Source organism: Acinetobacter sp. LipI_23, from assembly GCF_058243045.1.
This window is the reverse complement of sequence record NZ_JBZAYJ010000003.1, coordinates 1-22,679: the sequence shown is the minus strand read 5'-3', so window position 1 is coordinate 22,679 and position 22,679 is coordinate 1. Positions and strand designations below refer to the sequence as shown.

Sequence of the window (22,679 nt, the reverse complement as noted above, 5' to 3'; positions counted from 1 at the left end):
GCTTATTTATAAGTGATACTCTGCTCTAGTTAAGCTACCTTATTTTGTTGTGGTAGCTGGTCATAGTAAAACTCATCTGGAGTCATTTTGTCCAGACTCGAATGAGGTCGTTTCAAATTATAAAATTCAAAATATGCGTTTAATTGCTTCTTCGCATCCAAAACATTGCTGTAGGCTTTGAGATACACCTCTTCATATTTAACGCTCCGCCATAATCGTTCAACCATCACATTATCAACCCATCGACCTTTACCATCCATACTGATTTGAATGCCATTTGATTTCAATACATCAATAAATGCATCACTGGTAAACTGACTGCCTTGGTCTGTATTAAAGACTTCAGGTCGGCCATATTTTTCAATAGCTTCATTTAATGTTTCTATGCAAAATGTAACCTCCATACTAATCGATACTCTATGCGCAAGTACCTTGCGGCTATGCCAATCAATCACAGCACATAAATAAACAAAGCCTTTTGCCATAGGGATATACGTTATATCCGTAGACCACACTTGATTACTGCGCTGAATAGCCAATCCTTTGAGCAGATATGGATATTTACGGTGAGCTTGATTGGCCTGACTTAGATTTGGTTTACGATATAACGCATTAATGCCCATTTTCTTCATTAAAGTACGTGTATGACGTCGTCCTATATGATGTCCTTGACGATTCAATAAATCACGCATCATACGGCTACCTGCAAAAGGGTATTGCATATGTAACTCATCCATACAGCGCATCAGCTTCAGATCTGATTCACTCACAGGTTTTGGGCGATAGTAATAACAACCACGGGAGACTTTCAGCAGCTTAGCTTGCTTAGATACTGAAATCTGAAGTGAGTCATCGATTAACTTTTGTGGTTGAAGCGACCCAGTTTCTTCAACACACCTTCTAAAAAATCAATTTCTAATGCCTGCTCACCGATTTTTGCATGTAGTTTTTTTAGATCGATGGGTGGTTCTGTTGGAGCTTTTGATTGATCGAAAGCTTGCGAGGAAGCTGAAATCAGTTGATTTTTCCAGTCAATAATTTGGTTTTGATGAACATCAAATTCAGCACTCAATTCAGCAAGTGTTTTTTCTGCTTTAATCGCAGCAAGTGCTACCTTAGCTTTAAAGTCATTTGAATGATTTCTTCTTGGTCTACGTGTCATAAAATACTCCATATATTGATGTTTATAACATCATTTGGGGAGCAAAATATCACTTATAAGTGTTGTTCAAATTTCCTGATCCACCTCTACCTGACCAATTATGGGTCAGTGACTTTACGTATATTCAAACCAATTCTGGCTGGGTCTACACCGCATTTATTATTGATGTGTTCTCACGAGCAATTGTTGGATGGAAAGTATCTACACGGATGAATACAGATATGGTGCTCGATGCATTGGAACAAGCATTGCATGATCGAGGCATGCCAAAGAATGTAATTCATCATTCAGATAGAGGTGTTCAATATCTTTCTATTCGCTATACCAATCGTTTAGAAGCTGCAAATTTACGAGCATCAGTCGGTACAACTGGTGATTCATACGATAATGCTTTGGCTGAAACGGTGAATGGCTTATACAAAACAGAGGTGATTGAATATTTAAAAGCAGATTGGCAAGGTTTAGCAGATGTACAACTTGCGACACTAAACTGGGTCGATTGGTTTAATAAAGAGCGTGTACACAGCGCACTGGGTTATGTATCGCCTTTTGAGTTTGAAGCAATGTACTATGATAAGATTAACCCGTTAGGTCAGGTGGCCTAACTTAAATAAAAAAGTCTCCGACAAACCCGGTACGGTTCAGTTCAAAACCTATTTAGGGTATACCATTGTGAAAAAACATACCCAGATTGATAACTGTCACTATATTGATGTCGGTTCCTCTTATACCCAGAAGCTGTGTATAGTCAAAATTAAATAAGGATAAAGACGGTGATATAAAAGATCTCCTTACGAAGAAATGAAAAGCCATCAATATGATGGCTTTATCAAACGATTAATTAATAGGTTTTATAAGGTAAAAACTTGCCAGACAATACGACATTTACCCGGTCACCGTTCGGGTTTTCCTCACGCTGAATATCCATGCTGAAGTCGATTGCGCTCATAATGCCATCACCGAATTCTTCATGGATCAGCTCTTTAATAGTCGAACCATATACATTTACAACTTCATACCAGCGGTAAATTAAAGGGTCCGTAGGCACACTGGTTGGTAAAGAGCCTTTGTAAGGTACAATTTGCAGCCATGCTACTGCCTCATCATTAAGGTCAAAAATCTGACCAATTTTCTCTGCCTGCTGTTTATTAAATGCCATTTGTCCCAGGCAGGCAGCCGTTACCCATTCTTTAGAAAGACCAATTTCTTTGGCGACATCTGCCCATTTAATTGACTTTAAAACTTTCGCTGAAATGATCATGTCAGTTACTTGTTGACGATGGGTAATCATAAAAATCTCCAGATTATTTTTGAAATACATTTATGTGAATTTTCATTAATGCAGTTCTCATGCCAACTAGAGGACGAAAGTAGCTTTAAATAGAGCGTAAAAAATTGAATGATTTTTAAATAATTTATGGCACAGCTTTTGCTTTATTTATAACAAGCATGGCAATGGCGCCATAACAAAATTACCTGTTCTGATATTTAAGGCAACGACGCCTAAGGTTTCAAAGACCTTAGGCGTCTTTTTGTTTAAAAACAGGTCCAGATATTAAAAATGAGGACGATGACATGGCATATCTTGCTCCTGCAGAGTTTGCAAAAAAAGTGGTAGATGCGGGTGAATCCAAATTACATATGGCAACCCGTGATGTATTGATTCGTGCCTTTATGGCAGGTGCGATTTTGGCACTGGCAGCAGTATTTGCCATTACCATAGCCGTGCAAACAGGATCAGCACTAATTGGTGCGCTCCTGTTTCCAGTTGGTTTTTGTATGTTGTATTTATTGGGCTATGACCTGTTAACTGGGGTATTTGTACTTACGCCGCTGGCATGGCTAGATAAACGCCCAGGGGTGACATGGGGACGTATTCTAAAAAACTGGGGCTTGGTGTTTGTAGGGAACTTTACAGGCTGTTTAGTCGTTGCAGTGCTCATGGCAGCGGTTTATACCATGGGTTTTGCAGCGGATCCAAACCCTGTCGGCGTGAAAATTGCGCATATTGGCGAGGAGCGGACATTAGGTTATGCCGAATACGGATTCGCCGGCTGGATGACTATTTTTATCCGTGGCATGCTGTGTAACTGGATGGTGTCATTAGGTGTCATTGGCGCGATGATGTCTACTACGGTGAGTGGCAAATTCATTGCCATGTGGATGCCAATTATGCTGTTCTTTGCCATGGGCTTTGAGCACTCTGTCGTTAACATGTTCCTGTTCCCATTTGCCATGATGATGGGCGGTGACTTCTCGATTGCTGACTACTTCCTATGGAATGAACTGCCGGTTGCTTTAGGTAATCTGGTGGGTGGTTTGGCATTAACAGGTCTGGCACTTTATACAACCCATGTCCGTACTGGTGTTAAAAAAGAATTTTAATATTCACCATTTTATAAAGGGATCATATAGATCCCTTTTTGAGCTTTCAGCATGAAAAAAACATTAAAAGTCAGTATTGGGCAATATTCTACTGCCGGAATTAAACAACAGAACCAGGATTTCCATGGAGTATATCTGCCCGAAGGACATGTGCTGAAACAGAAAGGTATTGCCTGTGTTATAGCGGATGGAATCGGTAGCAGTAATGTCAGTCATCTTGCAGCAGAAACCGCCGTTGGCAGTTTTTTATCTGACTATTATTCTACTTCAGATGCCTGGAGTACACAGACTTCAGCAGAACGGGTGATCCGCGCGACCAATTCATGGCTTTATGCACAGACTCAACAAAGTCAAGGACGTTTTGATAAAGACCGAGGTTATGTCTGTACCTTATCTGCACTGATTTTAAAACAGCAACAAGCCCATGTTTTTCATGTTGGTGATAGTCGTATTTACCGCATTCGCGATCATGAAATTGAATTACTGACCCATGATCATCGTGTCTGGTTGTCTTCAAGAGAGCATTATCTTAGCCGAGCCTTAGGTGCCGACTATCGTATTGAAATTGATTATCGAAATATTGAGCTCAAAGAAAAAGATATTTTTTTACTGATGACGGATGGGGTCTATGAATTTGTCACAGATCAACAATTATTAGATTTAATTTTAGTAGATGCAGATTTAAATCAACTTGCCAAAGCATTCGTTGAAAAAGCTTTAGAACAGGGCAGTGATGATAACTTAAGTCTCCAGGTGATCCATGTAGAACAGCTGCCTGAACTGAATCAGTTTCATATTCAGCAGGATTATGTATTTCCACAACAGCTCAGTAAAGGTGAAGTGTTTGAAGGCTATGTGATTGATAAAATTTTGCACCAAAATCATCGCAGTTGCCTGTATTTGGCACACGATACTCAGCAGCAGCCCTTGGTTATAAAAACTTTGGGGGTAGATTTACAGCAAGATAAAAATGCCGTAGAGCAGTTTCAACTCGAAGATTGGGTATCGAAACGTCTGAAACATGACAACCTGATGCAGTGTTATCCACATAACACTGAGAAAAAATATTTATTCCAATGTTATGAATATTTACAGGGTGAAACCTTGGCTCAATGGCTGCATCGCCAAGAAAAGCCTTTAAATCTGGATGAGATTTTACCAATTTTGCAACAAACAGCCTTGGCTTTAAATGCAATGCACCGGCTGGAAATGCTACATCAGGATATACGACCAAAAAACATCATGGTTATAAATGCAGAAAATGCCATGAAAATTAAACTGATTGATTATGGTTCAACGGCAGTAAGAGGCCTGGTCGAAATTAATCCTAAAAATGCGAATCGAGCACTCGGAACCTTGGCATTTATGGCACCGGAGTATTTTATTGATCATTCGCCATCTGTACATTCAGACCAATTTTCTTTGGCGGTAATGGCCTATTATTTATTCACCAAACAATTACCTTATGGGACAGATTTAGCTCGCTGTAACAGTTTAAAGCAGATGAAAAAAGTTCAATATCATTCCATCAGGAAATATCGGCCAGATTTACCTATATGGTTAGATAAAATTTTAGGCCAAGCGCTGAGTATTGAACCGATACATCGTTTTGAGGCCTTGTCTGAACTCATTCATAATCTAATGCATCCTTCCAAAGAATTATTAAACTCTAAACCACCAGCAATCATTGAACGAGATCCTTTACGTTTTTGGCAAATGAGTTGCGCCGTATTAGGGCTATTATTTTTACTGAGTATTGCATGGCCATTTATTTGAAAAGATAGGATCAAACCATGCTTAAAATTGAAGGTACATAGATAAGTTTTTATTCAAACAGCTTTGTTGCACAAAGATTTGAAATGCAAAGCGCCCCTAATTGAGCTAAATTTAAGGCGTAATTTGGGTAAGTGGTCGACCTAATTCCGTAAATCTGTTGAGGACTGCTACACGTGCATGAATCTCATTGACTTGGCTATCAAAACGCCTTGCTCTGAGTTTATCTCCTAATAATTTAATGCAGTGCATCTTAGTTTCAACCAAACTTCACCGATGATAGCCTGATTTTTTCCATAGTGTCCTGCCTGAGAAGCACTGCTTCCAAGATTAACTGTTCGAAGTAATTCATTTCGATCTAGCGAGCTGCTCTTTGTATCTTTCCAAGGTTTCGCATTTTTTTCTAGGTGGAATCACCGCATGCGCTTGCCGATCTGCAATGACCTCACGGCATTGCTTGGTGTCATAAGCTCCATCGGTATAAACAGAGTCAATCTGCTCATCTTGTGGAATCTTATTAAGTAAATCACCAAGCACCTGTGAATCACTGACATTATTGGTTGTAAGCTGAATAGCGCGTATTTGTAGAGTTTTAGCATCTATGCCAATATGAAGTTTACGCCATTGGCGACGATATTCAGGTCCATATTTCTTGCGTTTCCATTCGCCCTCACCTAGAAACTTCATGCCTGTAGAGTCTATGAGTAGATGCAGCCCATCGCTACTTTTTTGGTAATTGATTGCAATATTAATATGCTTTTGTCTTCTACAAAGCGTGGTGTACGAATATCACTGATATTCGTAGCTGCTCATCCGCAAAGTTTAATCAGACTTTGCACAAAGCCAGTGACCATACGTAAAGACAGACGGAGTAAGGATTTAATCATTAAGCAGCATTGGATGGCTGCATCGGAGTAGGTTTGATTTCGCCCTTATTTTGCCTTTTGATGGAGCATACCATTGCGTAGCAGGATCAAACCAAATGGCAATATTTCCGCGATGAACGAGTGCTCGGTTATATGCGGGCCAATTGGTTGTGCGGTAGATTTTATGTGTAGGCTTCTTCATTTGAAAATTATATCGCTGAAAAAGCCTTTACAGATAGGTTTGTGCAACAAAGCCTCTATGAACTTAAAGTAACATGTTCTAAATTTAACATAATGGCGGTTTTACGAAATTAAAAAATCCTAGACTCAAATCTAGGTTTTAAATTTAAAAAAAATACATAAAAATTAATAACATGGTATTAATATTGTCCCATTGTAATTTGTTTCAATTCTAATGAATTATGAAACTCAAAATGTAAATAATTATCAAATATTTTGTATTTAAGCCAACTGTTACTTTCTCTTTCGGGGGTTCCAAATAAATTAGCTACAGATTGCATCGTACTTTTGTGATTAATACCTGTGATCAGATTTTCTAAAAATGGGTATGGGTAATATTCTTCATTCTCTTTGACGTAGATGAAAATGGTATCTAGTATCTGATGTTCATTAAACCTGAACGTAATACCTCTCTTAAAAAATTGCCAATAGGATAGCTTTTCTCCACCAAAATTAGTCTCTAATGAGTCAAACTCACTTGCAACAAGAATAACTGCTTTCAAAATATCTGAACTTGACTCTTTAGTTCCAAGACAAGATAAAAAAACCTCTACATCACCTGAAAAATTCACTTATGACATACCTAAATCAAAATTTTCTTTATCCTTTGGTTTTTATCATATTAAAAATGAAATCTCTGATTCAAAGTTAAAATTTTCAAAAGCTGTATCCATTTAACATAAATCTCTTATACGAATTCTAGCCCTGCATAGGGCGGGCTAGATATAGCGATTAGACCCAATTCTCTAGCTTCAGACCATCAATTCGTTCAAATTCTTTTGTATTGTTCGTAACTAATACAACATCCAATGCCAAAGCATGAGCAGCGATCAGCATATCTAAGCTGCCAATCGGTTTACCTGTAGATTGAAGATTCTGGCGTAATTTGGCGTAATGCCAAATCGCCTGTTCATCGTAAGGAAGAATCTCTAAAGGTGACAAAAACTTGTTTAACGCCTGTTTATTGCGTTCAGATCCAGACTTCTCTACACCAAAAGCCAGCTCAGATGCCGTGATACTCGAAATCGCAAGCTGGCCGAGTTGATATTGCTTAAAGCGCTCAAAAACTTGTTGAGGCTTATTGTTGATGACATAGATACAAATATTTGTGTCTAAGAGGTAAATCATCTGAACTCCTCACGGAGCTGTTCGCCTTGATCAGCTCGCTCCAATTGGAATCCAACCTCAAACTCATTTATTGCTTCTAACATGACATCCCAAGGATTGTCGATGGGCATGAGTAATACACCACGACCGAAGCTTTTGATGGCCACTTCCGTGCCATTAAAGCGAAAGGCTTTAGGCAAGCGAACAGCCTGACTGCGACCAGTTTGAAATACTTTCGCAATTTCCATAATTACCTCCCGAAACCAAGATATATATCTTTGATATATATCTTAACATTAAATCTTGTAAAGTCAAAGTGAAATTAAAATCATAAGGCAATAAAAAAGCCCGACATCCTGTCGGGCTTTTTCATATCGGGTTGCTAGTCTTACTGATCTCGTGCTGCCCATTCCTTGCGCTATTTTCTTATTCTTGTTTTCTAGAAACATCCAGTTCCCTTATGTATTCATCATAGGGCTAATGCTTTGGATTACCAATCCGCAAAAACCTTAAATCTGTGTAAGTTTTAGCTTACAAAGTTGGCCTATTTTATCCCAAGAGTTGTCCGCAGAAATTGGGGATTATTTCTGAACTGTGACCCTTGAGAAATCAGGAAAAAATGCAAAAGAGAATGTTTTTTGATCAATTTTATTGGCTAAAAGTTACAGTTTGGCTTAAAAAGAAACCGACTTGTTTCCAAGTCGGTTGAACGAGAACGTTCCAGAGGGTATGAATAACGATAAGATACTGATCTTAAAGTAATATTAAAAACACTTAGTGTTAGAACCCATTTAAAGTGTCTATATTCTCACCAATAAAAATGTCTAGTTTATGATGGTTTTTATCACCATGGACTGGATATAAATATAGATGCTGATCACTATGTCTGACAAAGAAATTCAACGTCTTGCAGTTCTGCAAGACGTTCGAGATCATCGTATTACCCAGGTCCGTGCTGCTGAAATCCTGAATCTTTCCACCCGTCAAATTACCCGGTTATTGCAGAAGCTCAATCAAGATGGTGTCTCAGGTATGGCACATGCCAGTCGTGGTCAACCTGGCCATCGTCGCCATGATGACTTGTTAAAATCAAAGTGCCTTTCCATTATTGCTGAACATTTGCTGGGCTTTGGACCCACCTTGGCGCATGAGAAGCTCAGCAGCATGTTTGACCTGAATATCCCGGTAGAAACGCTTCGGCGCTGGATGACGGCCAATAACCTGTGGATTCCTCGATCTAAGCGCCTGAAGCGTCCATATCAGCCACGTTATAACCGTGATTGCTTCGGTGAACTGATTCAGATTGATGGCTCATATCATGACTGGTTCGAAGGACGCGCTGCTAAGTGCTGTTTATTGGTGTATATCGATGATGCTACTGGCAAGCTGTTGCATTTGCGCTTTTGTGAGGCGGAAACGACCTTTGACTATATGCTTTCAACCCGAGCCTACATTGAACAATACGGCAAGCCTTTGGCCTTTTATAGCGATAAACACTCGGTATTCCGAGTCAATCAGAAATCGAGTCAAGATAGTAAGATCACGCAATTTGGCCGGATTCTGAATGAGTTAAACATTGATATTATCTTCGCCAATTCCCCACAGGCCAAAGGCCGTGTAGAACGTGCCAACAGAACCCTTCAGGACCGCCTGATTAAGGAGATGCGCCTGGAAGGCATCGGTTCGATTGCCGAAGCCAATGCATGGCTACCCTGCTTTATTGAGCATTTCAATCAAAAGTTCGCTAAATGTGCACGAAACTCAAAGAATTTACATCGACCATTAACCGAATCTGATCTTGAACTGGATGATATTTTTACCTGGCAGGAACCGCGTAAGGTCACCAAGAATCTGACTCTGACCTATGACAAGTGTATTTATATGCTTGAACCGACAGAGCTGAATCATAAGCTTGCTGGGCAATACATTTCATTTCTGGAGTACCCGGATGGAACTATCGCCATCATGTATGAGGGACGGAAGATCAATTATAGCGTCTTCAATAAACTGGCTGGACTACAGCAAAATGCAGTGGTTGAGAATAAGAGATTAGGTTCGGTTCTGGCCCATATCCAGCAACAGCATGAAGTATTGGAAAAACAGAATAAACGTTCCCGCCTCAAGAAAAGTATGCCGAGTCGTAAAGCTCAGAAAGCTGTTATTGAACAAAGAAATTTAAATCCTATGCTTGACTCTTGCAGTTAAAAACAGGACATTTTAAATGGTTTATCGCATAGACATTTTAATTGGTGAATAACACTTAGATTGCGTATAATCTTGATTATGTTAAATCCGATACACCTAATCATAACTTCATAAGGCTTTGTTGCATAAAGATTTAAAAAATTGAGCTATCGCAATCCACTCAAATTTAATCGACAACTCAGGTATGAAATTTGCTTAAATAAGTTTCCGACAAACCCGGTACGGTTCACCTTGTATCTGATGAGGAATATCGTCAACTTCAGCAAGATCTTTTGGTACAGCCTGATAGAGGTGACCTAATCAAGAATGGCGGTGGTATCGCAAAGTACGTTGTGCTCAAGGTAACAAAGGGAAAAGTGGTGGGATACGGGTGATTTATTATTGGGTCACCGAGGATGATCAGATCTTTTTCTTAGTGGCTCATCCAAAATCAGTAAAAGATAATTTAACAGATAAGGAAACCGCTATTCTGCGCCAACTCGTGAAGGAGCAATTTCATGGATAACAACTTATTTGATGACTTGGTTGCTTCAATCAAAGAAGCTGGAGCTATCAAACGTAAAGAAGTTAAAGCAAGCCGAGTTAGAGAACTCGAATTGCCTGATATTAAAGAAGTACGTGAAAAAACTGGCTTGAGCCAAAATGAATTTGCTGAGTAGCCTGGGATTGAGTTATGCGTTGATCGCAGATTTCCTGCAAGACCCACAATCGTTTAAGTTCTTTATCCGACATAGACACCAACATATCAAATCGTCCGCTAAGGAAATTGCAAAAGTGCATATTCTAAAAGCGGACATTTTTACTTTGGAGAAACCGGACATTTCTATTTTGGAGTTACAGTGTTTTTAATATTACTTTAAGATCAGTATCTTATCGTTATTCATACCCTCTGGAACGTTCTCGTTCAACCGACTTGGAAACAAGTCGGTTTCTTTTTAAGCAAAACTGTAACTTTTAGCCAATAAAATTGATCAAAAAATATTCGTTTTAGCATTTTTTTCCTGATTTCTCAAGGGTCACAGTTCAGAAATAATTTCCAATTTCTGCGGACAACTCTTGGGATAAAATAGGCCAACTTTGTAAGCTAAAACTTACACAGATTTAAGGTTTTTGCGGATTGGTAATTCAACGCATTAGCCCTATGATGAATACATAAGGGAACTGGATGTTTCTAGAAAACAAGAATAAGAAAATAGCGCAAGGAATGGGCAGCACGAGATCAGTAAGACTAGCAACCCGATATGAAAAAGCCCGACAGGATGTCGGGCTTTTTTTATGGCTTAAATTTCTATAACTGAGTATTGATCTGATAGCGTGTATTACGTCCCCCACCTTCCAATTTGACGATACATTTTTTCTCAAGTAAGTCTGATAAATGGCGAGTAGCTGTTGCCTTACTAATTTTAGCAACCTTTTGATATTGTGAAGCGCTAATACCATGTTCAAAGCCATTTTCTCCACCGTCTAATAAACGATTTAGAACTTTGCGCTGTTCTTCACTCAGGGCTAAATTTGAATATTTATGCCAAAACTGGCTTTTAAATAATGTCCGATTGATCTGTACTAAGGTTTTTTCAAGGCTATCATTCAATGTATCTAAAAACCAAACTAGCCAATCGGTGATATCAGAATCATTTTTTTGAGTTTGTTCTAATATCTCATAGTAACTTTTACGTTTATTCAATATCGCAGTAGACATAGCATATAAACGAATGCTCTGTTCATCCATTTGAGCTAAAGAAAGGTCTGTAAGTGTACGTGTAATACGTCCATTACCATCATCAAAAGGATGTAGGGTAACAAACCATAAATGGGTAATACCTGCACGTAACAGAGGATCAAGCAATGAATCATTTAGACTTTGATTAAACCAATCTATGAAGGCATTTAAGCGTTCTTCTAAGCCTTGTCTTGGCGGTGCTTCAAAATGCACTTTAGGGTAGTCCAATCGACCTGAAACGACCTGCATAGGCTCTGCCCCCCTAAGTTGACCAATGCGTAAACGGTGCATTGTCCAATCTGGGTCATTGAAAAGCCAACGATGCCACTGCATGAGACGATTAACAGTCAATGGTTGCTTAACATCGTTAAGCGCATCTAGCATGATATTGGCTAAACCTTCTGATCGATCTGAGCTTGGATAAGGCTGTTCAAGTGTGACACCTAAGCGTTGAGCTAGAGATGATCGTAGTGAAAAAACATTGATCGTTTCGTTTTCAATCGCAGATGAAGCAACAAGATTGGCAAGCAGAGTATCTAGGGTGAATTGCTCTTTTGCTAAATCATGCTGACTTTGCCCCAGAATAATCCCTATTTTTTGATGTATCTGTCTGGTTTTAGGTAAGATAACTGAATCTAGCCATGTAAAATTTGTCCAGTTTTCTGCTTGCCAAATCCATTTCTGCATTTTCAATCGCTCACCTAAAATTTCAGATGAGTTGAATATAGCACTTATTCGGCTCACAACAAGAGCCGAATATGACAATTAATCAGCTCATTTTTTATAGGACATTTTAAATGGTTTATCGCATAGACATTTTAATTGGTGAATAACACAAAAATGGGAGCTATAAGCTCCCATTTTTAGTCTTTAATGCGCTTTTTAGCTTCGTCATAAACTATGCTATCAGCTCGTTTCCCGACTGTGATGAGCAAGATAACTACCTGATCATCTTTAACTTGATAGACAAGTCTGACACCAGCTTTTAATAATTTAATTTTATAGCAACCTGCAAGATCCCCTCTAAGCATATTCTTTGGAATATGTGGCTGCTCTATGACTTTGGCTAGTTTCTTCTTAAATTGATCTCGTATAGCAACAGGGAGTTTTTCCCATTCTGCTTTAAAGTCTTTGTGACGTAAAAGCTTATAAGTCATCTAATGTGACTTCCTCAAACATCTCTTTAGGGTCATTAATGCGCTTACGGACAAGAGCTAATAATTCTTCATCTTCTTCTGAAAGCAGAGCTTTTTTGACAGGTAGTTTCCCAGTCGTAGCAACATATTCAAGAATACTAGTAAAGAAATCTGTAGGTGCAATACCTTGTTCTTTAAGGATGGAATAGGATTTTTCTTTAAGGGCTTCATCGACCCTGAAGTTAACAGTAGCCATCATATCTCCCAGTTATTTAATGTGCTAAGAGTACTGTAATGCAAATTGCATTACAAGTCGACTTCGTATAACAACCATTATGTTAAATGGGGCAATATAAATTATTCTCTTATAGAAAGCTATGTTAGAAAAAATTATTAATTAATAATAGAAATCATTATCATTAAAGTGTATACAATATCGGATTTAATTTTAAATGAATAAATTTTATTCGGAATTTATAATGATTTTCTATCAGCTTACAAGTTTTAAAAATTATCAGATTTTATTGAAAACTAACTCAATTGCTGGATCTGTATTTATTTTATCCTTTATCTCAAGTACGTCGTTTGCAGAAAGTATGCTGAGTTCTGAGGTAACCAGTTTACCAACTATTAAAATTTCAGCTGAACAAGATCAAGATTTGGTTAAACAAGGTTACTTAACGACAAAAATCTCTCAAGTTGGACCATGGGAAGGACGTTCATTACAAGATGTACCCTATTCAATTCAGATTGCAAATAGTGACTTAATTAAAAATTTACAAGCAAGTGCTAGTCCTGATGAAATTTATCGAGTTAATCCTGTTATACAGATGACAAGATCACAGTTTGAGAATGATCAACCCACATATATGAGTCGTGGTTTTAAAGTATCGACTGTTTACAGAGATGGATTGCCAGGTGATCAATATGGACATGGGACAACAATGGAGGACACTGAACGTCTCGAAATGCTCAATGGCTTATCTGGTTTCTTATATGGTCCAGCTAACGTGGGTGGTATGGTGAATTATGTTTCAAAAAGATCAACAGATACACCATATAATGAAATCCAATTAGCGAGTTTAGGTGGAAAAAGTTGGTACACCCATGCGGATTTTGGAGGGAAATTTGATGAAGGGAAAACATTTGGTTATCGGTTGAATCTGGCAAAACAAGGTGGTGAAACTGCGATAGATCGGTTAGAAGTAGAAAAAGAGTTTGCTAGCTTATCTTTAGATTGGGCACCTACAGATCGAGTTAGCCTTCAAGTGGATGCAATGAAACGAGACTATGAAGTTAATGGAAATACTGCTGATTGGAAATTCGCAGATGGTGTAAATCGTTTAGCTGCAAATCAACTATCAAATGATCACTCATGGGGGCAGCCATGGATGAATAATCACTACGAATCAGAAAAATATGGTGCAAATCTTAAATGGTCTATCACAGATGACATAGCACTTAGAGCATCTTATTTAGAGAGTAAGAGCGATCGAGAGACACAATCAGCGACAAATACGATGATTGATAATGAGCATTTTAATCAAATGGTTTCAAGAATTTACATCGATGGTGAAGATCGTTTAACCAGTCAGCAACGAGATAAGTCTAGTGCTGCATATATAGATTTTAAGTTTAATACAGGCGCGGTAGAGCATACATTGACAGCAGGGTTACAAAATATTCAGACTATTCAAAAGCGTTATCCTCGAGAGGCTGCCGGGGTTGAATATATAAATTTAAATATTAATCAACCAATCGTACAGCCTGCACCAGTCGGTTTTGCAGTGGAACGAGGAGAGATTACAAAGCGCTCACACAATGAGTCAAGAAGTTGGTTAGTCGGAGATGATATTCGATTGAATGAACAATGGTCTGCATTGCTAGGGGTAGCATATGTTGAAATGAAAAATAAAATTTCAGGTAATGAGACATCGCAGGCATCACCAAATATATCAATTATTTATAAACCATGGGATACACTTACAACCTATGCAACATATATCGAAGCTTTAGAGAATGGTGGAACTGCTCCAGACAGAGCTAATGGCTTAACTGTAATTAATGCTGGGCAGACTTTTGATCCTTTACGAAGTAAGCAAATTGAACTTGGTACAAAATATCAATGGAATGATCAGATTTCATTTAATACAGCAATTTATCGTATTAATAAAGGTCTACAATATAGCCAAGCAATTAATGCTAACCAAGCTGTATATGTACAAGATGGTCGAGAAATCCATCAGGGTATTGAGTTATCAGCAACAGGGAAAATTACGAATAATTGGAGTGTCATCGCAGGTTATACATGGGTCGATGCAGAAGTAGAAAAACAGAAGCAAAATCCAGATCTTGAAGGTAAACACCCAATTGAAGTAGCAGAAAATATTTTTAAAGTCTATGCAGAATATCAATTACCACAGATTGAAAATCTAAGTGTTTCAGCAGGCTTGAATTATACGGGTGAACGCTTTGCAGATAATTTGAATACAGATCGTCTACCATCCTTTACGCTGATAAATCTAGGTGCCCGTTATCAGTTTAATTTAGAGCAGTATCCTGTCACACTACGTTTAAATATCAATAATGTACTAGATAAAAAATATTGGGCCAATGCAACAGTTCTAGGTGATCCTCGTACAACATTAGTTTCTGCAACTTTCAGATTCTAATCATTTATCATTGTTGTAATTTTCGAAAAATTAAGATTTTCTAAAATTAACATAATACACCTTATACGAAACTAAAAATGGGAGCTTTAAGCTCCCATTTTTGCTGAGTTTTTCAATTTTTAGGTAGTAGCCTAGGCTTCAATAAATTACGCACCTAAACGCATTAACTTTTCTTGAATCGCATCACTGACAAAGGCATTTAGAGAATTACTTGATGCTAAAACCGCCTTACGGTGCAATTCAGGGCTAATACGGACATTAAAAGTGCCTTTGAATGGTTGATCAGGAGATTTTCCTAGTTCAGCACATGATTCTAAATAGCCGTCTACAGATTCCTGAAAAGCTTTCTCAAGGGCTTTTAAAGTTTCCGCTTCATAGGTAATAAGATCACGAATAAAAGCAAGTTTTCCAAATAACTCACCTGTTTCAAGATCAGGCTCAATTGTTCCGAGATAACCTTTGTACTTTAAATAGCTCATAAAAATCCCTCCTGCTTGAGTGCCTGTTTTACAGCTTTCAATGCCCCACCTTTGATTTCATTTTCAGGGTGTGGTCTATGCAGTAAAATCATATGTTCAGTTTTTTCATTAAAAAACCGAACACGAGAGCCTGCCATTTCAAATTTTTCATAGCCGAGCTGGCTCAGTAAAACGACTAAATCTTTATATGGAAACGTATTTTTTGAATTTCCAAATTTTTCCAATAACTTTTCCGTTTTACCCATATTTTAGCCCTACTCAGTTACGACTAAGTATAGTCCCTTGAAATTAAAAAATGCAACTAAATTTAGTTGCATTTCATATAACCGCCATTATGTTAAATATTAAGACCTATTTTTTGGAGTCAAAAAAAATAGCAATATAAAATGCAATAGCCCAGTAGCTCCATCTGGTTATAGACGATAATAGCTCTTTATCTACATCAAAATATGTTGAGATAAATTGATGAACAATAAAGAATAGAATGCCAACTATAATTATTAAAAAAAGTTTTTTGATTAGCAAATGCTTATGTCTCTTCATTAAGATATTCTGAAATTAACATAATACACCTTATACGAAATAAAAATGGGAGCCTTAAGCTCCCATTTTTTAAGTAATTTTTTCAAATAAGGCTTGGGTGAGCATCTAAAATTCGAATCAATGTAGCTGCTGGTCCAGTTGGATAGCGTCGTCCCTGTTCCCAATTTTGCAGGGTACGGGGGCTAATATGTAGACGTGCAGCAAATTCATTTTGGCTCAAGCCAGTTTTTTCACGTACTTCTTTAATATCAGGCAATTCGAGTTCTGTAACTCGGCTTGCTTTAACTTCTTTACGTTTGATAGCTCCAGCTTCTTTGATTGAAGCAACCAAGTCATCAAATAAGTTGTTATCCATGAAATTGCTCCTTCACGAGTTGGCGCAGAATGGCGGTTTCCTTATCTGTTAAATTATCTTTTACTGATTTTGGATAAGCCACTAAGAAAAAGATCTGATCATCCTCGGTGACCCAATAATAAATCACCCGTATCCCACCACTTTTCCCTTTGTTACCTTGAGCACAACGTACTTTGCGAATACCACCGCCATTCTTGATTAGGTCACCTCTATCAGGCTGTACCAAAAGATCTTGCTGAAGTTGACGATATTCCTCATCAGATACAAGGTCTTTAATTTGCTTGGTAAAGATGCTGGTTTCAATAAATAACATGGACTCTTTATACGTCAATGGCGTATTTGAATTTTAGCAGTTTCCATAACAAAAAACGAGAGCTGGTAGCTCTCGTTTCGCATAACCACCATTATCTTAAATAAATCTTATATAGATATGAAATTTTAATATAAAAAAACTAGTTAATTGATAGTTTTCCAAGCAAAGACTTTATTCTATTTCTTTTATAATCAATATTTCTCAGAATTTTTATGAAAATTTTAGATGGCGGATTCGGACGCGAACTTGCACGTAGAGGTGCTCCCTTTAGACAACCAGAATGGTCTGCTCTGGCACTAACAGAGGCACCAGAAATTGTAAAAGAAGTACATTTGGACTTCATTCGTGCTGGTGCACAAGTCATTACCACCAATAATTATGCTGTGGTACCATTTCATATTGGTCAGGAACGTTTTGATCGTGAAGTAACGGAACTTGTAAAAATTGCCACCAATCAAGCCAAACTCGCGGTCCAAGAAAGTGGCCAACCTATTCAAATTGCAGGCTGTCTACCACCTTTATTCGGTTCTTATCGCGCAGATCTGTTTGATCAATCTAAGGCCGAAGCTTTAGCAAAACCAATTATTGGAGCACTCTCTCCAGACGTTGACTTTTGGCTTGCAGAAACACAATCTTGCCTCGCAGAAGTAAGAACGATTCATCAGTTACTACCAAAAGACGGACGTGAATTTTGGGTATCATTTACCTTGCAAGACGAACAAGCTCTAACTAAAGCAAAATTACGTTCTGGTGAAAATATCCAACAAGCTGCTCAGCTTGTACATGAACTCGGTGCAAATGCAATTTTATTTAATTGCTGTCAGCCAGAAGTCATTCTAAATGCAATCAAAGAAATCCGTAGCCTACTTCCGTCTGGTGTCAAAATTGGTGCTTATGCAAATGCCTTTCCACCACAAAACAGTGAAGCAACAGCCAATGATGGTTTGGATGAAGTTCGTAAAGATCTAGATCCAGATGCTTATCTAACATTTGCAAAACAGTGGCAACACGCTGGTGCATCCATGATTGGTGGCTGCTGTGGCATAGGTCCTGAACACATTCAGAAACTTTCTCAGTTTTTTCAAGAATAATTTTTATGTCAACTTCTAAAATTGGCTTGCTATCCTTAACCGCACTCGTGTTTAGCTCTATGGTCGGTTCTGGTGTGTTTAGTTTGCCACAAAATATGGCTGCTGTAGCCAATGGATCAGCCTTGCTTTTTGCATGGCTGATTACAGGCATTGGTATTATTTTTTTGGCCTTCTCCCTGCTTTATTTAACACGACAACGACCAGATCTTGACGGTGGAATTTATAACTACGCCCGTGAAGGATTTGGTGATCTGATTGGTTTTTGTTCCGCTTGGGGTTACTGGTTATGTACCACGATCGGCATTGTCGGTTATGTCGTCATCGCATTTTCAGCCGTAGGTATGTTTACAGATACACCTGAACACATCTACTTTGGCGAAGGCAATACACTTTACGCTCTAATTGGTTCATCTCTATTTGTCTGGCTCGTCCATTGGTTGGTCAGCCGTGGTATCAAAGAAGCCGCACTGGTCAATCTTATGGCAACCATTGCCAAGATTATTCCATTGGTTATTTTTATTATTTTTTCATTTGTCGCATTTAAACTCGAATTATTCAAACTGAATTTCTTGGATACTTCACTTCAAATGCCCGTATGGCAACAAGTACGTGATGTCATGCTGATTACACTCTGGGTATTTACAGGAATTGAAGGTGCGGTTGTACTTTCCTCTCGTGCTAAAAAGCGAAATGACATTGGAAAAGCAACGCTGCTTGGTGTATTGCTGGCACTGGCTTTTTATGTGATGGTGACAGTACTGGCTTATGGCATAAATATCCGTAGTGAAATCGCAGGTATGCATAATCCATCAATGGCAACTATTTTAGGGCAATTGATCGGTATTCCTGGTACTTTCGTGATTACACTTGGTCTGATTATTTCTGTTTCATCTTCATATTTAAGCTGGACACTTTTTGCAACAGAGATTCCTTATCTAGCTGCAAAAAATGGGGCTTTCCCAAAAATATTTTTGAAAACTAACCAAAATAGTGTGCCAATTGCCTCTCTATGGCTAACGTCTATTGTCGTACAACTATCATTGATTGCCGTTTGTTTTTTCAATAAAAATTACACACAATTATTGTTAATTTCATCAGTTATGATCTTATTGCCATACTTTTTAGTTTCTGCTTTTTACTTAAAAGAATCGATTCGCAATAAACGGACAAAACATATTGTCATTGCAAGTATTGCAACAATGTATGCAGTCTGGTTGTTGTATGCTGCTGGATTTTCATTACTTCTGTTATCTGGTATTTTTTATGCATTAGGATTATTGATTTTTTTCTACAGCCGTTTCTCCTTAAAACGTTCAATTTCAAGTCTTGATAAATAACTTAAATGAAGATGATTTATAAATTTTCTAAATTAACATAATACACCTTATACGAAACTAAAAATGGGCGCCTTTAGCTCCCATTTTTATTATATTTTTTAAAGTCTTAGGCGTGTTGTACTGTGAGTTTTAAGCCTAAAGCATTCACTACACGATTAATCGTATCAAAACGTGGTGCTGAATCATGACGTAGGGCTTTGTAGAGTGCCTCACGCCCAATTCCTGCTTCTTTAGCGATTTGAGTCATGCCACGAGCTTTGGCAATAACACCAAGTGCATGAGCTAATTCAGCTGGATCATTCTCTTCAAGAACCATATTGAGATACATCACAATGTCTTCTTCAGTTTTGAGTGACTCAGCCATATCAAAACTTGGTAAATCAGCTACTTTAACCATTTTAATCCTCCAACGTTTTCGATAGTTTGACTGCACGATCGATGTCTTGTTGTTGAGTTGATTTATCTCCACCACCAAGCATTACAATCACAACGTCACCATGTTGGATGTAATACATCCTCCATCCAGAACCGAAGAATTCTCTCATTTCCCAAACGCCATCTTGGAGAGGTTTAATGTCTCCCCAGTTTCCACGTTGAACCTTATCTAATCGACGATTCAGGCGGATACGGGTCATATTGTCTTTAATGCCATCCAACCATTCATCAAATTCTGGAAGACGTTTAATTTCAATCATGAGGATTCCTTATCTTCTCACTATATTGTATTCGATCGAATACAATATGCAAGTAATCTATACGAACATCCATTAATTTCGTATAACCGCCATTATGTTAAATGGGGCGGATTATTCTCATTAATGATCCCAAAAGCTTTTCTCCATGCCTGAGGGCTGGTGCCATATTTTTCACGAAAATTTTTTCTAAATGACACGGTATTATTAAAACCTGAAAGCTCTGTTATCTTTTCGATAGACAAGTTTGTCGTTTCTAAAAGTTCACAACTTAATCTGATTCTTTCAGTATTCAGCCAATCGACTAAGGTCATACCTGTCGCTTTCTTAAAGTGCCGTGTGAACGTCCTGCGTGTCATATGTGTCCGTTCAGCGAGGCTTTCAATATTATGTTGTAAGGCTAAATTCTTTCTTAAAAAATCAAGTAATAGGTTAATTTGTGCATCTTGGCTCGATTCTGCGACTGGCTGTTCAATAAACTGAGTTTGCCCACCTTCACGGTGAGGCGGGATCACCATTACTCTAGCAACTTTATTCGCAATTCGTGCATTATAGATTTCACGTACCAAGTACAAGCAGCAGTCTAACGCTGCGCCTGTTCCAGCAGAGGTTACGATCCTTTGGTCTTCTACATACAGGGCGTCATTATCAAGTTGAACCTGTGGAAATCGTTCACTAAAATCCTGTTCAGCCATCCAGTGCGTAGCTGCTTTTTTATGGTCAAGCAGCCCTGCATATGCCAATGCATAAGTTCCGTAGCATAACCCTACAATTCTAATTCCAGCTTGATATGCACAATTTAGGGCATCGATAAGTACTTTTTCAGGTTTGTGATTAAAATCATCCCATCCAGGAATAATAATAAGATCCAATTGTTTAATAAGTTCGATCCCCCCATCAGGGATAATCATCATAGACTGTTCTGTTTTTACGGGTTGGCCATCTATAGAAAAAATTCTCAGATCAAATAAGCGTTTATCTTCAATCTTGATATTGAAAATGATATGGGGGATAGAGAAGTGAAATGGATTTATATTGGGATATACGAACAATCCAATCACTGGTATAGCCATTCAATCTACCTCTCTAAAATAATAAATATAGCATGTTGTCCCAATAGTTTCGATGATTGTCCTTAAGGACAATTTTATTGCTTAATTTTTCCTATCATGATTCGAGTATGACTAAATGATTGGATCTGGAACATGAATAAAATTTTAAGTAGCTCTGTTATTGCACTCTCTCTGGCAATGGCTTCAGTCCATTTATATGCGAATGATAAGGTGGTTCAGCGAGATACTTCTAAAGTTACGCATATACAAGAAATTCGCAATGCAACGATTAAAGTAACCTATGCTGATACGACTTTTTTAATTGACCCAATGTTTGCTAAAAAAGGATTCTATGAAGGTTTTCCTGATACTCATCGTAGCTATTTACGGAACCCATTAGTCGATTTGCCTATCAAGCCCGAAACGATTTTAGAAGGTGTAGATGCGGTAATCGTGACCCATACCCATTTAGATCATTGGGATGATGCAGCACAAGCGACTATTCCGAAAAACATGCCGTTGTTTGTACAGAATAAAGAAGACCAGAAAATCATTCAGTCACAAGGCTTCAAAGATGTTCGTGTATTAACTCAAGCGACCTTTGAAGGGATTAAGCTCACTAAAACTGGTGGTCAACACGGTACTGATGCCATGTACCGTATTCCTAAGCTTAAAGCTGGATTAGGTGAAGCAATGGGTGTGGTATTTGAAGCTACTGGCCATGAAACTGTTTATGTGGCAGGAGATACCATCTGGCGTTCTGAAGTTGATCAAGCGATTCAAACATTTAAACCTGATGTGATTGTCTTGAATACAGGTAATGCCTTGGTTGATGGCTTTAAAGAATCCATTATTATGGGCAAAGAAGATACTTATCATGCAACTCAGAAAGCACCAAATGCTAAAGTGGTTGCTGTTCACATGGATGCAATTAACCACATGTCGGTAACACGTGCTCAGCTTGCAGAATATGTGAAAGACAAAGGAATCCAAGATAAGGTTTTAATTCCTATCGATGGTGAAACCCTTTCATTTTAAGTAAATTTAAAGAAGTGGAATTTTTCCACTTCTTTAAAATCCTAAGCAGAACAAAACCAATATAAGTTAAGTAAAGGAACCGCTATGTCAAAATCAGCTTTATTAGTGATCGACTTACAAAATGAATATCTATCTACAGGTAAATTACCATTAGTAAATATTGAACAAGCTGCTGCTAATGCAGTGAAGGTAATTGCGAAGGCCCGTCAACAGGGTACTCAAGTGATTCATGTCCAACATATTGCTGATGCTGAATCTCCTATATTTGAACCTAGCTCAAATGGTATTGAATTTCAGGACACAGTTAAGCCGCAAGAAGATGAATCTGTGATCATTAAAAATCACATCAATGCGTTCTTAAATACGAATCTCAAAGAAATTTTAGATAGCAATCAAGTGACTGAGTTAGTCGTGATTGGTGCTATGACCCATATGTGTGTTGATGCTGCTGTTCGTGCTGCTTCTGATTTTGGTTATAAGGTAAAAGTTATTCATGATGCTTGTGCAACACTA

25 protein-coding genes and 5 pseudogenes are annotated in these 22,679 nt (G+C 38.1%); 12 read left to right on the top strand and 18 right to left on the bottom strand.

Going from position 1 to position 22,679, the window contains the following annotated elements; all coding sequences use genetic code 11:
* Positions 1-29 precede the first annotated feature (29 nt).
* Positions 30-1,162 (bottom strand): IS3 family transposase gene (locus AC4CVD_RS17760; RefSeq protein WP_223672967.1). Its coding sequence is split into 2 segments (ribosomal slippage): positions 30-910 and positions 910-1,162, totalling 1,134 coding nucleotides; the frame shifts between segments, so codons are not numbered across the junction.
* An 89-nt stretch (positions 1,163-1,251) separates the two neighbouring features.
* On the opposite strand from AC4CVD_RS17760, the pseudogene AC4CVD_RS17755 reads away from it, so the two are divergent.
* Positions 1,252-1,767: pseudogene (locus tag AC4CVD_RS17755) on the top strand (IS3-like element ISAba2 family transposase); the annotation flags it as partial.
* Between the two features lie 49 nt (positions 1,768-1,816).
* Positions 1,817-1,924 (top strand): annotated as a pseudogene (locus AC4CVD_RS17750) (metallophosphoesterase); the annotation flags it as partial.
* A gap of 79 nt (positions 1,925-2,003) precedes the next feature.
* Here the strand turns inward: AC4CVD_RS17750 and cynS are convergent.
* Complete coding sequence (gene cynS, locus AC4CVD_RS17745; RefSeq protein ID WP_078390387.1) at positions 2,004-2,453, bottom strand: cyanase; 450 nt, start codon at positions 2,451-2,453, stop codon at positions 2,004-2,006.
* Between the two features lie 284 nt (positions 2,454-2,737).
* On the opposite strand from cynS, the gene AC4CVD_RS17740 reads away from it, so the two are divergent.
* Positions 2,738-3,547, top strand: a complete 810-nt coding sequence (locus tag AC4CVD_RS17740; protein ID WP_000323725.1) for a formate/nitrite transporter family protein — start codon at positions 2,738-2,740, stop codon at positions 3,545-3,547.
* A 51-nt stretch (positions 3,548-3,598) separates the two neighbouring features.
* Entirely contained in the window at positions 3,599-5,323 is a 1,725-nt protein-coding gene (locus AC4CVD_RS17735) for a bifunctional protein-serine/threonine kinase/phosphatase (RefSeq protein WP_000751934.1), read from the top strand.
* A gap of 111 nt (positions 5,324-5,434) precedes the next feature.
* Here the strand turns inward: AC4CVD_RS17735 and AC4CVD_RS17730 are convergent, their stop codons facing one another.
* From AC4CVD_RS17730 to AC4CVD_RS17705, 6 genes and pseudogenes are all read right to left on the bottom strand, one after another.
* Positions 5,435-5,572 carry a hypothetical protein gene (locus AC4CVD_RS17730; RefSeq protein WP_004637095.1) on the bottom strand — a complete coding sequence of 46 codons (138 nt, stop codon included), beginning with the start codon at positions 5,570-5,572 and terminating at the stop codon, positions 5,435-5,437.
* Positions 5,573-5,668: 96 nt separating this feature from the next.
* Positions 5,669-6,094 (bottom strand): annotated as a pseudogene (locus AC4CVD_RS17725) (IS5 family transposase); the annotation flags it as partial.
* Positions 6,095-6,129: 35 nt separating this feature from the next.
* Positions 6,130-6,207: a hypothetical protein gene (locus tag AC4CVD_RS17720; protein WP_261484713.1), complete on the bottom strand. Its 78-nt coding sequence runs from the start codon at positions 6,205-6,207 to the stop codon at positions 6,130-6,132.
* Between the two features lie 359 nt (positions 6,208-6,566).
* Positions 6,567-6,998 carry a DUF6392 family protein gene (locus AC4CVD_RS17715; protein ID WP_004763240.1) on the bottom strand — a complete coding sequence of 144 codons (432 nt, stop codon included), beginning with the start codon at positions 6,996-6,998 and terminating at the stop codon, positions 6,567-6,569.
* Positions 6,999-7,158: 160 nt separating this feature from the next.
* Positions 7,159-7,554, bottom strand: a complete 396-nt coding sequence (gene vapC / locus AC4CVD_RS17710) for a type II toxin-antitoxin system tRNA(fMet)-specific endonuclease VapC (protein ID WP_000639719.1) — start codon at positions 7,552-7,554, stop codon at positions 7,159-7,161.
* Positions 7,551-7,781 (bottom strand): antitoxin, encoded by a 231-nt coding sequence (locus AC4CVD_RS17705; protein WP_000401521.1) that lies wholly within the window; start codon positions 7,779-7,781, stop codon positions 7,551-7,553. Before AC4CVD_RS17705 ends, vapC begins: the two co-directional genes overlap by 4 nt.
* Positions 7,782-8,403: 622 nt before the next feature.
* On the opposite strand from AC4CVD_RS17705, the gene AC4CVD_RS17700 reads away from it, so the two are divergent.
* The 3 genes and pseudogenes from AC4CVD_RS17700 to AC4CVD_RS17690 form a co-directional block, all read left to right on the top strand.
* Positions 8,404-9,738 carry an ISNCY family transposase gene (locus AC4CVD_RS17700; RefSeq protein WP_203080106.1) on the top strand — a complete coding sequence of 445 codons (1,335 nt, stop codon included), beginning with the start codon at positions 8,404-8,406 and terminating at the stop codon, positions 9,736-9,738.
* Between the two features lie 272 nt (positions 9,739-10,010).
* Positions 10,011-10,243, top strand: a pseudogene (locus tag AC4CVD_RS17695) (type II toxin-antitoxin system RelE/ParE family toxin).
* Positions 10,236-10,391 (top strand): annotated as a pseudogene (locus AC4CVD_RS17690) (transcriptional regulator); the annotation flags it as partial. The pseudogenes AC4CVD_RS17695 and AC4CVD_RS17690, both read left to right, overlap by 8 nt.
* A gap of 635 nt (positions 10,392-11,026) precedes the next feature.
* Here AC4CVD_RS17690 and AC4CVD_RS17685 read toward each other — a convergent pair.
* The 3 genes from AC4CVD_RS17685 to AC4CVD_RS17675 all read right to left on the bottom strand — a co-directional run bounded on the left by AC4CVD_RS17685 (position 11,027) and on the right by AC4CVD_RS17675 (position 12,850).
* Positions 11,027-12,145 carry a Fic family protein gene (locus AC4CVD_RS17685; RefSeq protein ID WP_490753571.1) on the bottom strand — a complete coding sequence of 373 codons (1,119 nt, stop codon included), beginning with the start codon at positions 12,143-12,145 and terminating at the stop codon, positions 11,027-11,029.
* 176 nt (positions 12,146-12,321) lie between these two features.
* Entirely contained in the window at positions 12,322-12,615 is a 294-nt protein-coding gene (locus tag AC4CVD_RS17680) for a type II toxin-antitoxin system RelE family toxin (protein WP_119686978.1), read from the bottom strand.
* A complete protein-coding gene (locus AC4CVD_RS17675; RefSeq protein WP_000246756.1) occupies positions 12,605-12,850 on the bottom strand; it encodes a type II toxin-antitoxin system RelB/DinJ family antitoxin in 246 nt (81 codons plus the stop codon). Before AC4CVD_RS17675 ends, AC4CVD_RS17680 begins: the two co-directional genes overlap by 11 nt.
* Positions 12,851-13,046: 196 nt before the next feature.
* Between AC4CVD_RS17675 and AC4CVD_RS17670 the strand changes: the two genes are divergently transcribed.
* Positions 13,047-15,266: a TonB-dependent siderophore receptor gene (locus tag AC4CVD_RS17670; protein ID WP_490753569.1), complete on the top strand. Its 2,220-nt coding sequence runs from the start codon at positions 13,047-13,049 to the stop codon at positions 15,264-15,266.
* Positions 15,267-15,412: 146 nt separating this feature from the next.
* On the opposite strand, the gene AC4CVD_RS17665 is transcribed toward AC4CVD_RS17670, so the two are convergent.
* From AC4CVD_RS17665 to AC4CVD_RS17650, 4 genes are all read right to left on the bottom strand, one after another.
* Positions 15,413-15,745: a type II toxin-antitoxin system HicB family antitoxin gene (locus tag AC4CVD_RS17665; protein WP_004812232.1), complete on the bottom strand. Its 333-nt coding sequence runs from the start codon at positions 15,743-15,745 to the stop codon at positions 15,413-15,415.
* Positions 15,742-15,990, bottom strand: coding sequence for a type II toxin-antitoxin system HicA family toxin (locus AC4CVD_RS17660; protein ID WP_004812233.1), 249 nt, complete (start codon positions 15,988-15,990; stop codon positions 15,742-15,744). Before AC4CVD_RS17660 ends, AC4CVD_RS17665 begins: the two co-directional genes overlap by 4 nt.
* A gap of 380 nt (positions 15,991-16,370) precedes the next feature.
* The gene (gene nadS / locus AC4CVD_RS17655) at positions 16,371-16,643 is read right to left on the bottom strand and encodes a NadS family protein (RefSeq protein WP_000369781.1); all 273 of its coding nucleotides are present in this window, start codon (positions 16,641-16,643) and stop codon (positions 16,371-16,373) included.
* The gene (locus AC4CVD_RS17650; RefSeq protein WP_039253786.1) at positions 16,636-16,956 is read right to left on the bottom strand and encodes a type II toxin-antitoxin system RelE/ParE family toxin; all 321 of its coding nucleotides are present in this window, start codon (positions 16,954-16,956) and stop codon (positions 16,636-16,638) included. The genes nadS and AC4CVD_RS17650 overlap by 8 nt, the downstream gene beginning before the upstream one ends.
* A 212-nt stretch (positions 16,957-17,168) precedes the next feature.
* Between AC4CVD_RS17650 and AC4CVD_RS17645 the strand changes: the two genes are divergently transcribed.
* Both AC4CVD_RS17645 and AC4CVD_RS17640 read left to right on the top strand, forming a co-directional pair.
* Positions 17,169-18,047: a homocysteine S-methyltransferase family protein gene (locus AC4CVD_RS17645; RefSeq protein ID WP_151982604.1), complete on the top strand. Its 879-nt coding sequence runs from the start codon at positions 17,169-17,171 to the stop codon at positions 18,045-18,047.
* A gap of 5 nt (positions 18,048-18,052) precedes the next feature.
* Positions 18,053-19,384: a basic amino acid/polyamine antiporter gene (locus AC4CVD_RS17640; RefSeq protein WP_151982606.1), complete on the top strand. Its 1,332-nt coding sequence runs from the start codon at positions 18,053-18,055 to the stop codon at positions 19,382-19,384.
* 106 nt (positions 19,385-19,490) lie between these two features.
* On the opposite strand, the gene AC4CVD_RS17635 is transcribed toward AC4CVD_RS17640, so the two are convergent.
* The 3 genes from AC4CVD_RS17635 to AC4CVD_RS17625 all read right to left on the bottom strand — a co-directional run bounded on the left by AC4CVD_RS17635 (position 19,491) and on the right by AC4CVD_RS17625 (position 21,149).
* On the bottom strand, positions 19,491-19,781 hold the full coding sequence (locus AC4CVD_RS17635) for an addiction module antidote protein (protein WP_005093398.1): 291 nt from the start codon (positions 19,779-19,781) through the stop codon (positions 19,491-19,493).
* 1 nt (position 19,782) lies between these two features.
* Positions 19,783-20,079, bottom strand: a complete 297-nt coding sequence (locus tag AC4CVD_RS17630; RefSeq protein ID WP_004647749.1) for a type II toxin-antitoxin system RelE/ParE family toxin — start codon at positions 20,077-20,079, stop codon at positions 19,783-19,785.
* Positions 20,080-20,171: 92 nt separating this feature from the next.
* Positions 20,172-21,149 (bottom strand): GlxA family transcriptional regulator, encoded by a 978-nt coding sequence (locus tag AC4CVD_RS17625; protein WP_490753566.1) that lies wholly within the window; start codon positions 21,147-21,149, stop codon positions 20,172-20,174.
* A 132-nt stretch (positions 21,150-21,281) separates the two neighbouring features.
* Here AC4CVD_RS17625 and AC4CVD_RS17620 point away from each other — a divergent pair, with 132 nt between their 5' ends.
* Both AC4CVD_RS17620 and AC4CVD_RS17615 read left to right on the top strand, forming a co-directional pair.
* Positions 21,282-22,166, top strand: a complete 885-nt coding sequence (locus AC4CVD_RS17620; RefSeq protein WP_490753564.1) for an MBL fold metallo-hydrolase — start codon at positions 21,282-21,284, stop codon at positions 22,164-22,166.
* A gap of 84 nt (positions 22,167-22,250) precedes the next feature.
* The coding region (locus AC4CVD_RS17615; protein ID WP_490753562.1) for a cysteine hydrolase family protein at positions 22,251-22,679 on the top strand (429 nt) is incomplete at its 3' end.